Origin of the sequence: Paenibacillus solanacearum, assembly GCF_910593845.1 — a bacterium.
Classification (GTDB): Bacteria; Bacillota; Bacilli; order Paenibacillales; family NBRC-103111; genus Paenibacillus_G; species Paenibacillus_G solanacearum.
This window is the reverse complement of record NZ_CAJVAS010000043.1, coordinates 21821-36141: the sequence shown is the minus strand read 5'-3', so window position 1 is coordinate 36141 and position 14321 is coordinate 21821. Positions and strand designations below refer to the sequence as shown.

Sequence of the window (14321 nt, the reverse complement as noted above, 5' to 3'; positions counted from 1 at the left end):
GTTTATGGCTCAGATCGCACCGGTCCGGGAACGAAAAGCGGCCAAACAGTATAAGTCTCTGCCTGGCCGTCTTCTCTCTAACTTATTTCTTCGCTGCGGCTTCGATTTCTTTGGCCGCTTGCTCCTCGCCTTTACGGAACGCAGTGTTGGCATCGCTCACGCCTTGCGCCAATTCACGGAACGCCGTGACCGCCTGCTTCTCCACCAAATCGTCGTATGCGGATTTCGGACTGATGGCTGCGGGCTTCGCCGGATAGAACGCCTTGATGTTTTTCCCTTTCAGCTGCGGTATGTCCTCGCCGAACGCTTCCATCAGCTTCGGATTGTTGACGACCGGTAGGCCGGTTCCTTCTTTGGCGAACTTGAGCTGCATTTCATCGGAGGTCAAATACGCCAAGATTTCGAAGGCCACCTCCTTATTCTTGCTCGTGCTCGACACGCTGGCGAACGTCGGGTACATCTGCGAGCCCGTACCCGGCGCTTCCTTGAACGATGGCAGCGAGACGGCGTCTACGTTCATGCCCGCAGTGGCCGCGCCGACCACGGCACTGTTCAGGTAGCCGTACATCGCAAGCGTGCGGTCCTTCAGGAACAGATCGCCTTCCTTCCCCTGCTTTTCCTTCGGCAGCTCGGCTCCCGGTATGCGGTAAAAGCGCGTAAAGTTTTCCGCCATTTGCTTGAACTTTTCCGTCCCGATCGCCGGCTGGTTCGCCTTCGCATCAACGAACGGCAGCGACAGCTGGTTCATCCGCAGCATATGCGAGACCGACGTCAGGAACCCGTAATAGGGAACGCCGCCATCCGTGCGGCTCAGCTTCTTCGCCGTGTCGTACAATTCGTCCCAGGTCATGCCTTCCTTCGGGTAAGGTACGCCGAACTTATCGAACAAATCTTTGTTGTATGCCAGCACCTGCGCTGTCGTAAAGATCGGAAGCGAGTAGATTTTACCGCCGCCGTATTGCTTGATGAAATCAAAGGTCGTCGATTCGAGACGCTTCGTATCGTACGTAAATTTCTTGATGTAATCGCTCAAATCGGTTTGCAAATTATAGTTTTGCGTTTGCGGCACGAAGCCGATGGAGAAGATGATGATGTCCAGGTCGACGCCGGAGGTGACGACTTCATTGACATTCGTGCCTTGGCCGTACGGAATGAACTTCGGCGTGACGAACGGGAATTTTTCCTTGATTCGCTTGCCCATCAGATCCATGAACTGTTCTTCGGTTGTGGCCGTATTCGGCCGGTAAAACGTAATTTCTACGGGCTTACGGTCCGCATCCTTCGTTACCGCAGCTTCTCCCGGCTTGCTGCCGGCTCCGCTGCCGCCGCATGCGGACATGATCAATAATACGCCGATGGCAGAAGACAGCAGCGCTCGGTTTGGTTTTATCATATCGGTTGGCCCCTTTATAGCTGAATGAATGATCGTTTCTCGTCTCTAACCTTTGATCGCGCCGATCAGCGCGCCTTTTACGAAATATTTTTGCAGGAACGGATACACGAGCAGGATCGGCACAGTCGCGACAATGATCGTCGCATATTTCAACGTAACCGACAGCAGCACCGCATCCGTATCGGAAGCGCCGACAGCCATCGAGCTCGCTTCGCCCTGCAGCAATATTTCCCGCAGGACAAGCTGAAGCGGGTACATCGACCGGTCCTGCAAAAAGATCAGCGCGTGAAACCACGAATTCCAGTGGCTGACGCCGTAGTACAGCAGCATGACGGCCACGACGGGCATCGATAGCGGCAGGACAATCCGGTACAGGATGACCAAATCGTTCGCGCCGTCCATCTTGGCTGATTCCTCCAGCGCATCCGGAATCGATTCGAAGGCCGTCTTCATCAGAATCAAATTAAACGTATTGATCGCCTGCGGTATGATGAGCGCCCACAGCGTGTTCGCCAGGCCGACGCCCTTGACGACCAAATAAAACGGGATCAAGCCGCCGCTAAAAAACATCGTGAATACGATCAGCAGCATGATGGGTTTGCGGTATTTCAGCCCTTTGCGCGAAAGCGCGTACGCCCCGAGCGACGTCAGACCGATGTTGAACACCAACCCCACAGTCACGACGAAGAACGTATTGGCATATCCTTTCAAAATCATCGGATTGGCGAAGACGCCGGCGTACGCATCGAGCGAAAATCCCAGCGGCTTCCACAGCAGTCCGCTGAACGCCATCAACTGGCCGGCATCGCTCACAGAAGCGAACGCGACATAAATAAGCGGATAGATCGTTACGATCATGAGCAGCGTCAGTACAAGCAGGTTGCCGAAGTCAAAGCATCGTTCCGATACCGTCGGACGGTTCATTTTGCAGGCTCTCCTTTCCTACCATAAGCTTGTGTCATTCCATTTGCGGCTCAGCCAATTGGACAATACAAGCAGCGTGAAATTGACGGCTGAGTTGAACAAGCCGACGGCGGAACTGAAGCTGTAATTAAAGTCCTGCAAGCCGACCCGGTATACGTAGGACGAGACGACATCGGCCGTTTCATACGTGCCCGGATTGTACAGCAAAATGATTTTTTCAAAGCCTACGTTCATCATTCGCCCGATATCAAGAATGAGCAGGATGACAATCGTCGGCATAATCCCGGGGATCGTCACGTTCACCATCTGCTTCCATCTTCCGGCTCCGTCGATGCGGGCCGCCTCGTACTGCTCCGGATCGATGCCCGTCAGCGCCGCCAAATAAATGATCGTCCCCCAGCCGATATGCTGCCAAATGCCGGACGAAACGTATACGGAGCGGAATAGCTCCGGCTCCAGCAAAAAGGTGGTCCGCTGCCCGCCGAAAAACGCAATCACATCGTTAATGACGCCTTCGCTCGACGTAAAATCTTTCACGATCCCGCAGATGACGACAAGCGAGATGAAGTGCGGCATGTACGTAACCGTTTGCACCGTCCGTTTGAAGGCGGCGTTCTTCACCTCATTGAGCAATAAAGCCAGCATAATCGGCGCGGGAAACCCGAATATCAGTTCGTATAAGCTGATCAGGATCGTATTTTTGATCGTCCGCCAAAAATAAGCGCCCGTGAAAAACGTCTCGAAATGCTCGAAGCCGACCCACTCGCTGCCCCAAATGCCAAGTCGCGGAGAAAAATCCTTGAAGGCGATCATCGCGCCATACATCGGGGCATAATGAAATACGGCGTAATACAGCAGTACCGGCAGCAGCATCGCATACAGCAGCTTGTTCCTGCGGATGTCCAGCAGGATCCCCCCTGCTGTCCGCTTCGCTTCCGTGCTTGCGGCAATTCGTCGTTGATTGATCTCGGCCATCGCCGTTCCCACTCCATCCTCCCGCCGCTCTCCGGCAGGAAGCGCCCCCGGACATGTCGGGCTCGCCCCCTGCTAACGAACGCGGGCAGTATCTCATTATCTCTTGTTATAACGGTCGTACGCGTCCTGATAAATTTTCGTCACCTTGTCGCTGCCCATCTCTTTGATCCGCTTCACGTAATCGTCGAATTTGTCGATCGGCTCCTTGCCCATGACGAATTTCACGAACATTTCTTCCTTGTAGCTGGCGATGGCCGTATTGATCTTCGCCACTTCCTTGCTCTCTTCGACCGTCGGCGTAATGAATAACGGCAGGACATGCTTCGCGGCATCGGTTTGCTCCCAAATCTTGATCGCCTCGTCCTGCTCCGGGAACGTGTTGAAGTTTTTCCGCGGATCGCCGGGGAACGGTCCGTTCGGCTTCGTGTACTGGGTAACCATCTGCTGCAGATTGTACTTCGGATCCTTGGTGATCTTATCCGTAAAGGCCGGGGTTCCGTTTGAGATCGTGTAGCTTTCCCCTTCAATGCCGAAGTTGAACAGCATTTTTCCTTTTTCGCTGTACGCGAAGTCAAGCCACTTCACGGCGAGCTCCGGATTTTTGGCGGCGGCGGTCACCGCTTTGCTGGCGGCCGGGTTGTACTTGAAATCGCGCTGCCCGATAAAAGCGCGCTCTCCTTTTTTCAACGTCGGATACGGCGCGGCGACCAGCCGGTATTTGGGGTCTTTCTTCTTACCCGCTTCCATCCAGCGACCCATCCCGCCGCTCAGGAGGCCGACCGTCGCGCCCGAAGCGTCACTCACCATCTTGTTATCGAGCCCCTTCGAATCGGTGTTCAGCGCAAAGTCCTTATCGATCAGCCCTTCCGCATACCATTTGCGGAGCAGGGCGAGCGCGTCCTTGAACTGCGGATCGATCGGGCCGTATTTAACCTTGCCCTGATCGTCGATATAGTAGCGGTTTGCGGTGCGGAACGCGCCGATAAACGCGTCCTGAATGTTCAATTCATTACTGTATTGCGCCGTGAACGGGGCGGTCGCCCCCTTCTTCTCCTTGAACGCCTTGAGCACCGTGTACCATTCGTCGATCGTCGTCGGTAGGGGCAGATTCAACTCGTCGAGCCAGTCTTTGCGGATCATCGGGCCGCGAAACACAAGGCCGTTGTCCGGACGAATCATCGGAAACACATAATATTTCCCGCTGTCCGTTTTCAGCATTTTGTCCAGCTCTTTGTCCTGCTGCAATATTTTTTTCAAATTCGGCGCCTGCTTGTCGATCAAATCGTTGAGCGGCACAATGACCTTATCGGCCATCGCCTTCTCCGGGCCGCCGGGATAGGCGTTGTTCCAGTCGTATTCGATCACGTCCGGCAAGTTGTTCGAGCCGATCAGCAGATTGAACTGCTCCTTCGATTGCCCGTCGGCTGGGTGCGCGTATTTCACCTTCACGCCCGTTTCTTTCTCAAGCTGCTTGCCGAACGGCGAATCGGCCAAATTCGTGACGAACGTCGTCAAATTATTATTGATTTGCTCCCACGATGTGATCGTCTCCTGCGTGTTGACGGGATATTTTCCCGCCTCGGATAACGGCGTAGCCGACGACTTCGCCGCGTTGCCCGCCGTATTGTCTTTGGAGCATGCGGCCAGCAAGCTGGCAGAAGCCAGCGCGACGGACACCGCGATGCCGATCGTCCTGTTCCTGGAATGGTTCCCCATGGATTCGAATCCCCCTCTATTGATTGGCATTGATTGGCACTGATTGGCACACCTTTCCGTCCGTGCACCTTACCGTTATTATGCAGCGAATCGAGGCCGGCCCGATATCATCAAAACCGGAAATCGATCTGTAAAATCGAAAGCGCACCTACGCAAATTCGGCACTGGGCCTGCAAAAACGGGAAAAGCCGCTCATGGCGGCTTTCTTCGGCTGCTGACTGCAGACGACGACTATGGATCGCGGACGACTGGTCACGGATTACCGGCTACGGACTGGCGATTTCTTTGAATTTGCCCGGCGTAATACCTTCGTATTTTTTGAAAACGCGGTTAAACGTATTGATGTCCGCATATCCTACGCTCCTGGCAATCTCGGCAATCGCCATCGGCTGGCCGGCCAGCAGCTTCTTGGCTTCCTCCAGCCGCATCTTGTTGATAAATTCCAGTAGTGCTTCGCCGGTATGCGCTTTGAATTGCTTGGACACATACGATGGCGTCAGCCCGAACGCTTCGCCGATCATCGTAATGTTCAAATTCTCCGAGCTGTAATGCCGCTTCACGTAATCGATCACCTGCTGGCCCAGTTGGTTCTGGCCCTGATTGCGGTCTTCGAGAATCGAGCGGCATACTTGCTCCAGTACGTCGCCGAGCTGGATCTTCATCTCCTTGATCGTTTTGCAGCCAATCAGCCGGTCCGCCGGATTCACCCGGTTGACGAACTCGCGCTTGTTGCTCATGCCGAGCTCATCCATCGTTTTCAGCATCGTGCTGATCAGATCGAACATGAGGCACTTGGCGAGCGGGACGGATACGGAAGCGGACGTCACATTCACCTCGATAATTTCGTCAATCATCGCTTTGGATTTGGCGTAATCGCCCGTTTTCACAAAATTAACCAGCTGCTGCTCTACATGCAGCGGATAATAATAACCCGCAGAGCCGCCGTCCGGCGCCGCGCTCGGCAGCTCCGCATACCGGATAATTTCCCCGCTCCCCATGACCAGACGGTACTCGAGTGCCGCCATCGCCTCCTGGTAAGCGCGAGAGATCCCTTCGACTTCCCGGTGTATGCCGCTGATGGCCACAGTCAGGCGAATGTGGAAATGATCGAGCAAAAACCGTCTCGCTTCTTCGGCGATCCAATCCAGTTCGGACGCTTCGGGCCGAGCTTCATCCAAGTTGACGATACAGGCCAGCACCCCTTCCAGCTCGGTGGCAAACGCTTGATGGCGCTGCCCCGCCACTTCTTCCGCCACGTTCATCAGGATGAAATGCGCCAGCTTCTCTTTTTGCGGCTGCGCGTCATCGGTCGAGGCGAATTTGCCGTAATGATCGACATGCAGCAGCAGCACTGCAAAGTGGGGCGACATAAGCCGGATGTTATGGGCTGCAAGCGATTCGTGCACGGGCACGTTGGGCTCCAGCCGTCCCTTCAGCAAGCCCTGCAGCATATGCGACCGGATCGCGTTGCGGTGCCGCTCAAGCCGCTGCCCGATCTTCTCCTTCTCGGCGAACGTATTGTTCAGCGCTTCATGCAAATAGCCGTATTCATTGGACCCTTCCTCAAAGGAGATGCCCGACTGGGACGAGAGACGGCGGATCAGCGCGCTGATCGGGTTGTAGTTTTTTTTCAGAAACAAATACGTCACAAGCCCGCCGATCGCCAAACTTAGCCCGATGCTCCAATAAATAAGGTTTTTGACATATTTCATTTTCTCGTCGAACAGCTCGGCCGGAATCATCGATACGTACTTCCATCCGGTACTGTCGGACGTGATATAGGAGACGGCTGTTTGCTCCCCGGCAACGTCGCCGTACAACAGCCCGTTCTTGCCCGGCAGCCTGCTGTGAGCCAAGAGCGAGGGCCGCATATCGAAGCCGGTTGAAGCGACCATGCGGTCATGCTGATCCAATACGGCTACGGCGGCGTTATTCGGCGTGCGAATGTTTTCGAGCAGCTTCGCGTCTTTGATAATGAACAAAATGACGGCGCCCGGGAGATCGGGATTGTCGAGAATGACCGATTTGGCGTACATGACCGCTTTGGCCGGAGGCCCGTCCTCCAACGAAGTAACCGGCACATATTCCTGAATGTACCGTTTGCCGAAGAAGGACTTCCATTCCTCCAAGCCTCGGTCGTCCTTGGCGCCAAGCCTCTCGAATAAAGCGCGGCTGTCGATATGCTCGCGCGTCGACAAGACCGTATCGCTGTTCTTGTAATAAACGTATATTTGCTCGATGTAGTCGTTGGCCATCTTGTAGACACGCAAATCGCTCGCAATGCTGAACAGCTCATAATAATCGTTGTCCGTGAGCGGCTTGTTCACATTCATGAAAGCGCCAAGACGCTTGCTCAACGCCATCTCCATACTTAACCGCTCGATTCCTCCGAGGTTGCTGTCGATCGCCTGCTCCATCTTCTGAAGCACCGATTCGTTGGCCCGGTTCACTTCCGATTCAACCACATGCCACGTCGCGGCATAGATCATGCCGCTGATCATAATCGGAACGAGCAACACGGAGAGATACGAGATGAGCCAGTTGACGATGACGCTGCGCTTGTAGAACCGGATCCGTTGAAGCCTCACATCCGTTACCTCCGTATCCGTGCGTTGTAAGTGCTTTCTTTCTATTATACACGAAAGGGATATAACGCAAAGCGCTTTCCTCCGCCGCGGATAAGCGCAGACGCTGCCACGAAAAAAAGTCCCGATCCGCCGTTCGCGGTGATCGGGACTTGCAGCTGCGAGAGCTATGCCAGTGCTTGCTCCAACAAGGAACGATGCCGCAGCATCCAGCCCGCGGCTCGAATGCGCCATGCCATTCCCCATTGCGGGCCGATGCTATCGGAAGTAATACGCGCTTCGATCGCTTCTTCGGCCGCTTCGCGCACAGCGACCTCTATGATAAGGTCCAGAAGCTGCCGCCGCTCCTTGGCCGGCAGCCCGTATGCGTCGACGAGCAGCCTTAGCTGCCTCGCGCGGACATCCGCCGGAGGCAGTCCGACCTTCGCCGCCACATCGTCATCATGCAGCTGAGGGAAGAGCCAGCATACCCTCGCCAGCTCGGCCATCGGATCAACCGGGCCGGCGAACTCCCAGTCGATGAGCGCGATCGGCATCCCGCCTTGCGTCACCATGTTCCACGGCGCAATATCGCCGTGGCTGACGATGCGATGCGGCCCGCCTACGCCGCGCAAAAACCAGGGCTGCCATGCCGCGTCCCCGTCCGGCGCATGCGACGCCGCAGCGTCGTGCAGCCGCCGCAGCATGCGGCCGACTTCTGCAAGCGCCTCGTCGCTCCACGGTCCGGGATGGACGAACTCCCCTTCCACGTACCCGAGCATTTCGCGCCCGTCCTCGCTTAGGCCGGACCCGACGATATCCGGAACACCCGTTACGCCGTCCCGCTTCAGATGCCTCAGCAGCTGATGAATGTGCGGCGTCCATGGACCGGCGGGACGAAGCACGACATTCCCTTCGCGGCTGACGGACTTTTCGGCGGAAAGCACCTGCGGCTGGGACCGCCTCGGTTCTTCTCCTTGACGCGAATCATGCAATTCATTTGTACTCATATTTTCCGCAAACCCCTTTCATGGCAGGGGAATCACGCAGTTCTCCGGGTTACGTATGCGCTACCCCTGATAGGATTAACCCAAGCATGTATACATCGCTTGTCATAGACAACGCCTCCTAACTGATAGATGAAGTGTAGCATTCAGCGGCACATGTTCCCAGGGAAAAAATGATTGTAACGATTTGGCAGTGGTGCCGCCGCGGGCTGGGGCTGGGCGGCTTTTCCAATAAAATTCGGCTTGTACATTCGCTTCCGGTTATGTCAATATGGAGGGTATCAAGTGTCAGAAAGGGCTAGGACGCATGTATTTCCAACAGCTTGCCGCCATCATTCCCGTCTTCGAATCCATCGAAACAATCCGCTCCTCCTTAACCGTTGCCAGCCTGCCGCACACCCACATTCTTATCGTCGTGCTCCGCGGCCACGTGGTCATCTCCTCCCGCGGACAGGAGCCTGTCGTCTTCACGCAAGGCTATGCCTGCCATCCGGCGCGCGGCCCTTATGCCGTGCAGGTGCCCAAGACCAAAGAAGCGGAATATGCCGTCATTACGTATCGCGTGCATCCGGAAGACAATGAATGGACGCTGCACGGTCCGCTGCGCACCGTCAGCGAAGTGAAAATTAAATATATGCTGGACGAGCTGCTCCGCACGATCCGGGACATCGAAGTCCGTTCGCCCCAGGAGGAAGCCGCCCAATCGGTTCGCAAACGGCTCATTATGGAACGCATTTTGTTCATTTATTTATACGAAACATATTTGAAGCAATCGGAGAAGTCCTCCGCCTTGACCATGGAAGAATCGCTCTCTTATTTAAACGAGCATTACATGCTGAAGCTGACGCTGCCCATGCTGGCCCAGCGCGCGGGAATGAGCGTCGGCCATTATACCGTGCTGTTCAAAAAACATACCGGGGTCACGATGACCCACTACTTGCGCCGGGTCCGGATCGAAAAAGCGAAGCAAATGTTCGAGCAGACACATTTGCCGGCCAAAGAAATTGCGCAACGGGTCGGATTCGTCGATTATTTCCATTTCAGCCGCATTTTCAAGCAGGAGGTCGGCTGTTCGCCTACGGCGTTCCAAAAAAAACTACAGTCTAACATCTAAAAATATAACATGTCCAATCTCCATATTAGATATGGTCTGGATCGTAATCTCAGGCTAAAATCAATTGAGAATAATTATTATTATCAATCAGGAGGAACGGACATGCATCTTTGGATTCGACGTGCGCTTTGGACCACGTTACTGCTTGTATTCACCCTTAGCTTAGCCGCTTGCGGCAAAAGCGCCGCAACAACGCAAACTTCCGACAACAACGCTGGCAGCCGGCCAGCCGCTTCGGCAGGAAGTCAAATTACCGTCGAGGACGCGCAAGGAACCGTCACGCTCCCCAAGAAGCCGGAACGCATCGTGACGATGGATTTCAGCTTCACGGATATGCTGGTCACCCTGGGCGTACAGCCTGTGGGCATTGCCGACGACGGCAGCCCGGACTTGTTCATGGATTCGGTCAAAAGCCAGCTGAAAAGCTATACGTCCGTTGGTTCCCGCTACGAGCCGAATATCGAGCTGATCAGCTCCTTGAAGCCGGATTTGATTATCGTCGATATCAATAAGCATAAAAACGCGCTGCCTCAGATCAAAGCCATCGCCCCGATCCTGGTTCTGAACGACTACCAGGCGGATTACGACCAAATGCTCAAAAACTACATCATCGTCGCCAAAGCCGTCGGCAAGGATGCGGAAGGCAAGAAGCGGCTGGAGGAGCATCAAGCCAAAATCAGCGAGGCCAAGAAAAAAATTAAAAGCGCCGGCTTGAACGTGCTTCCGGCCGTTGTGAACCCGACCGGCTTCTTCGGCCACTCGGACCATTCCTACTCCGGGTCGATGCTCAAAGTTCTCGGCTTCACCGATCCTGTCAAAAATGAAAATGCGTATCCGCAGTTGTCGCTGGAGCAGCTGGTCGAAACGAATCCGCAGGCGCTGTTCCTGATGCCGACGGATAAAGTGACAATCGTCAATGAATGGCAGAAAAATCCGCTATGGAAAAAAATCGATGCGGTAGCGAATAACCGCGTGTATACCGTAGAGCGGCGCGACTGGTCATTATCCCGCGGCATGCTCGGGTCGGAAAAAATCGCCGATGATCTCGTGAAACAATTAGGAGTCAAATAACGATGGCTAATATGCCGCTGGAAAAGCAGAATCGCACTTGGTTTCTGCTCTTCTTGTTTTCTGCCTCAACCCTCGCGCTGGCCGCAGGGATGCTGCTCAGCTTGAAGTGGGGGCCGGCCAAAGTCAGCTGGACCGCCCTGTTCGAAGCTTTGTCGTACCGGAATCAAGGCAACATCGACTTATATATTCAGACGCTGCGCCTGCCTCGCACCTTAGCGGCCTGCATTGTCGGCATTCAGCTCGCGCTCGCCGGCCTGCTCACGCAGCTCGCGACCAAAAATCCGCTCGCCTCGCCGCATGTGTTCGGCATTAATGCCGGGGCTTCGCTGGCTGTCGTATTCGGCTTGGTCACCTTTACCGGCATGCCGCTGCTCGGCTCCATGGCGCTCGCCTTTTGCGGAGCTGCAGGCGGAGCCTTGCTCGTCTGGCTGCTCAGCGGATCGGAGCATAAGCAGTACATTCGGCTCGCACTGGGCGGCATTGCGGTGCATTTTCTACTGTCGTCCTTCACGGAATGCATGATCATATTCAACCAATATTCGACGGACAGCATGATGTTCTGGCTCGTTGGCTCCGTCAGTCAGGCAGGTTGGTCGCAAGTACAGGCCGTGCTCCCCTTCTTCCTCGGCGGGCTGCTCCTGCTGCTGATCATGCTGCCCGCCTTCCGCCTGCTGCTGCTCGAAGACGATGTCGCGGCGGGGCTGGGCCAGCGCATCGGCATGGTCAGAGCGGCGGGACTGATCTTCGTGATCGTGATGGCCGGCTCGGCTGTCGCCATCTGCGGGCCGATCGGCTTCGTATGCCTGATCGTGCCGCATATCGCCCGGGCACTCGTCGGCAGCAGGCTGACGCTGCTTGTTCCGCTGACCGGATTGCTCGGCGGCGCCCTGCTGGTTTACGCCGATGTCCTCAGCCGAATGATCGCCTTTCCGTTCGAGTCTCCCGTCGGAATCGTCACCTCCGCGATCGGCGGCCCGTTCTTCATCTACTTGGCCCGCAAGAAAGGAGGAGCCGGCCGATGAGCAAAGGACTTGTGCTGATCACCGCGCTGTTCACACTGCTCGTGCTGTCCGTCGTATCCGTCAGCGCAGGCACCGTGCCTATCCCGCTTCGCAGTATGGGAGAAAGCTTGTGGAACCCGGACAGCCCGACCTATTATATCGTTCACGAAGTCCGCTTGCCTCGGGTTGTCGTCGGCATCCTCGCCGGATTCGGACTGGCGGCCGGAGGCGTTATTCTGCAAAGCCTCATCCGCAATCCGCTGGCCAGCCCCGACGTCATCGGCATTACGAAAGGGGCGGGGCTCGTGGCCGCCGCCGTCATCTTCCTGTTCCCGAAGGCGCCGGGCTACATGCTTCCCGCCGCCGCCTTGGCCGGAGCCTTAGCGGCGTTTGCGCTGCTGCTTCTGCTCAGCAAGCGATTGACCTTGTCGCCCGCTGCCCTGGCGCTCGTCGGCGTCGCGATCGGCGCCGTACTCCAGGCGGGAACGCAGTATTTGATCGTCACGCATCCGACGAACATCAACACGGTGCTGCTCTGGCTGTCAGGCAGCTTATGGGGCCGGGGATGGAGGGAAGCTCTCTCCCTCCTGCCCTGGATCGCCCTGCTGCTTCCGGCTGCATGGCTAAGCTCGGGCAAGCTGAACGTGTTCCTGCTGGGCGACGAAACGAGTATCTCCCTGGGTCTGGATACGATTCGCCAGCGATTCTGGCTTCTATTGCTGGCCGTCGCGCTGGCCGGGATCTCCGTTGCCGCAGTAGGCGCGATCGGCTTCGTCGGACTGATCGCCCCGCATATGGCCCGAAGCTTAATAGGCTCAAGAAACCAATGGCTCATCCCGCTCTCTGCGCTGATCGGCGCGAATCTGATGCTGCTCGGAGACTGCATCGGGCGCATCGTGATCACCCCAAGGGAAGTTCCCGTCGGGATCATGACCGCGATCATCGGCGCTCCTTATTTCGTCTACTTGCTGCGGCGGGAGCGGCTACGACGCATAAAGTAGGCCGTCGATGATGTTCTCCATCGAGCAACGCGCTCACATGAAAAAGACTCATGTTTCCTTCTCATCTGAGGGGTGACATGAGTCTTTGGGCTTTCATCTGTATCCTTGCCGCGTCCTACTGCTGTTGATTGGAATCCGAGTTCGAATCCGAACCCGGCTCTGCATTCGAATTTGGATTTGAATTCTGATTTGAATTCGAACCCGAATCCGATTGCTGGAGCTCTTGTTGAAGCTGCTGCAGTTGCTGGGAGTTTTGCTCTACCTGCTGTTGGATTTGTTCCAGCTTCATGGCACTCACATCTTGCGCCAGCTGCTCCGTTTGCTCCGAGACTTGCTGGGCTTGCTTCGCAGCCTGCTCTATTTTTTCTTCTAGCTGCTGCTGGCCATTGTCTTGTTGCTGGTTATTGTCTTGTTGTTGGTTATTGTCTTGTTGCTGCATAGGTCACAACCTCCTATCCTAACTTTTTCTTAATCTTTTGCGAATAAATGTAAAATTATACACGCGATATTAACGACTTTCGGCTAATGCATTGATTTCAGGATGGTTTTTGGAGACAATCAGGAAGCTTACATAAGACGAAAAGACCGCTCGCTGTCGGCTAACGAGACAACCGCCTGGCGAACATGACCCGCTGGCCTCCACGCCCGTCATAGTTTAAGCATACGGGAACGCCTTCCAGCTCCTGCTGCTGCGGTTCGATACGGAACCCTAGCTTCGTGTGAAATGCGATGGAATCTTTCTTCCAGGGAGCCGTGACGCATCGTACGGTCGTCCGGCCCGATGCGATCGCCTGTTCAAACAGCTTCTCGTACAGCGCTCGTCCGATCCCTTGTCCCCGAGCCGCCGGATCGACCATCACGATGCGGATATACGCCTCGTCCGGCAACGTCTGCGACCAGAACCCCATCAGAAATCCGACCATACGCCCTTCCTCTTCAGCCACAAGGCACGTGTCCCGAAAATGACGAATATACCAGCTCGAAAACATATCGCTCGTATAGCTGCTCCCCCACCAGTGAGCCGCCACCGCTATAATCGCTCCGCAGTCCTCCGGTTCCATGTGCCGTATTATCATTTGATTTCCTCCTTCGCCATCCCTCGATATTTCATCAAATCATCCTTAACTTTTCTTACCAATTATCATAATTCACGCATATACATGTAGGGAAGCTAAATAAAGTTTGGAGGTGCCGTATGAAAACAAGATGCCTCTTAACAGCTCTATTCGGTCTCTGGTTTCTGGCTGCTCCCTGGGTGATCGGCTTCGCCGACCATCCCGTCGCGCTCTGGATATGCGTAGGGCTCGGTGCGGTGCAAATCGTGTGCTCGCTATGGGCATATACCCAAAGCAAAGGAGACGCACTGCCGAATCTATTGACCTTGCTTGCAGGCCTTGTGTTTGCCATTATGCCGTTTACTTTTCTGCCTGTGTCCAGAGGATTATATATTACCGTGTTCGGTATGCTGACCATCGTATTCAGCTTTCAAAATCTCGGATCGAAATAAGATGAACAACGGACTTGCCCCCTAAAGGACAAGTCCGTTGTTGTTGTT

13 protein-coding genes are annotated in these 14321 nt (G+C 55.3%); 5 read left to right on the top strand and 8 right to left on the bottom strand.

Features of this window, described 5'->3' with window-relative positions:
• Positions 1 to 82 precede the first annotated feature (82 nt).
• The 6 genes from KXG62_RS28125 to KXG62_RS28100 all read right to left on the bottom strand — a co-directional run bounded on the left by KXG62_RS28125 (position 83) and on the right by KXG62_RS28100 (position 8582).
• Positions 83 to 1393 carry an ABC transporter substrate-binding protein gene (locus tag KXG62_RS28125; RefSeq protein ID WP_218095353.1) on the bottom strand — a complete coding sequence of 437 codons (1311 nt, stop codon included), beginning with the start codon at positions 1391 to 1393 and terminating at the stop codon, positions 83 to 85.
• Between the two features lie 45 nt (positions 1394 to 1438).
• Positions 1439 to 2317 carry a carbohydrate ABC transporter permease gene (locus tag KXG62_RS28120; RefSeq protein WP_218095352.1) on the bottom strand — a complete coding sequence of 293 codons (879 nt, stop codon included), beginning with the start codon at positions 2315 to 2317 and terminating at the stop codon, positions 1439 to 1441.
• Positions 2318 to 2335: 18 nt separating this feature from the next.
• Entirely contained in the window at positions 2336 to 3292 is a 957-nt protein-coding gene (locus KXG62_RS28115) for an ABC transporter permease (RefSeq protein WP_218095368.1), read from the bottom strand.
• Between the two features lie 96 nt (positions 3293 to 3388).
• A complete protein-coding gene (locus tag KXG62_RS28110; protein ID WP_218095351.1) occupies positions 3389 to 5008 on the bottom strand; it encodes an extracellular solute-binding protein in 1620 nt (539 codons plus the stop codon).
• 266 nt (positions 5009 to 5274) lie between these two features.
• Positions 5275 to 7596, bottom strand: coding sequence for a helix-turn-helix domain-containing protein (locus KXG62_RS28105; protein WP_218095350.1), 2322 nt, complete (start codon positions 7594 to 7596; stop codon positions 5275 to 5277).
• 164 nt (positions 7597 to 7760) lie between these two features.
• Complete coding sequence (locus KXG62_RS28100) at positions 7761 to 8582, bottom strand: aminoglycoside phosphotransferase family protein (protein WP_218095349.1); 822 nt, start codon at positions 8580 to 8582, stop codon at positions 7761 to 7763.
• Positions 8583 to 8886: 304 nt separating this feature from the next.
• Here KXG62_RS28100 and KXG62_RS28095 point away from each other — a divergent pair, with 304 nt between their 5' ends.
• From KXG62_RS28095 to KXG62_RS28080, 4 genes are all read left to right on the top strand, one after another.
• A complete protein-coding gene (locus tag KXG62_RS28095) occupies positions 8887 to 9693 on the top strand; it encodes an AraC family transcriptional regulator (protein ID WP_218095348.1) in 807 nt (268 codons plus the stop codon).
• A gap of 102 nt (positions 9694 to 9795) precedes the next feature.
• Positions 9796 to 10764, top strand: coding sequence for an ABC transporter substrate-binding protein (locus tag KXG62_RS28090; RefSeq protein WP_218095347.1), 969 nt, complete (start codon positions 9796 to 9798; stop codon positions 10762 to 10764).
• A 2-nt stretch (positions 10765 to 10766) separates the two neighbouring features.
• Entirely contained in the window at positions 10767 to 11786 is a 1020-nt protein-coding gene (locus KXG62_RS28085; protein WP_218095346.1) for a FecCD family ABC transporter permease, read from the top strand.
• Positions 11783 to 12766: a FecCD family ABC transporter permease gene (locus KXG62_RS28080; RefSeq protein WP_218095345.1), complete on the top strand. Its 984-nt coding sequence runs from the start codon at positions 11783 to 11785 to the stop codon at positions 12764 to 12766. The genes KXG62_RS28085 and KXG62_RS28080 overlap by 4 nt, the downstream gene beginning before the upstream one ends.
• A 115-nt stretch (positions 12767 to 12881) precedes the next feature.
• Here KXG62_RS28080 and KXG62_RS28075 read toward each other — a convergent pair whose 3' ends face one another.
• Together KXG62_RS28075 and KXG62_RS28070 are read right to left on the bottom strand one after the other, a co-directional pair.
• A complete protein-coding gene (locus tag KXG62_RS28075) occupies positions 12882 to 13205 on the bottom strand; it encodes a hypothetical protein (RefSeq protein WP_218095344.1) in 324 nt (107 codons plus the stop codon).
• Between the two features lie 160 nt (positions 13206 to 13365).
• Entirely contained in the window at positions 13366 to 13842 is a 477-nt protein-coding gene (locus KXG62_RS28070; RefSeq protein WP_218095343.1) for a GNAT family N-acetyltransferase, read from the bottom strand.
• A gap of 119 nt (positions 13843 to 13961) precedes the next feature.
• On the opposite strand from KXG62_RS28070, the gene KXG62_RS28065 reads away from it, so the two are divergent.
• Positions 13962 to 14273 (top strand): SPW repeat protein, encoded by a 312-nt coding sequence (locus tag KXG62_RS28065; protein WP_218095342.1) that lies wholly within the window; start codon positions 13962 to 13964, stop codon positions 14271 to 14273.
• The last annotated feature ends 48 nt before the right edge of the window (positions 14274 to 14321 follow it).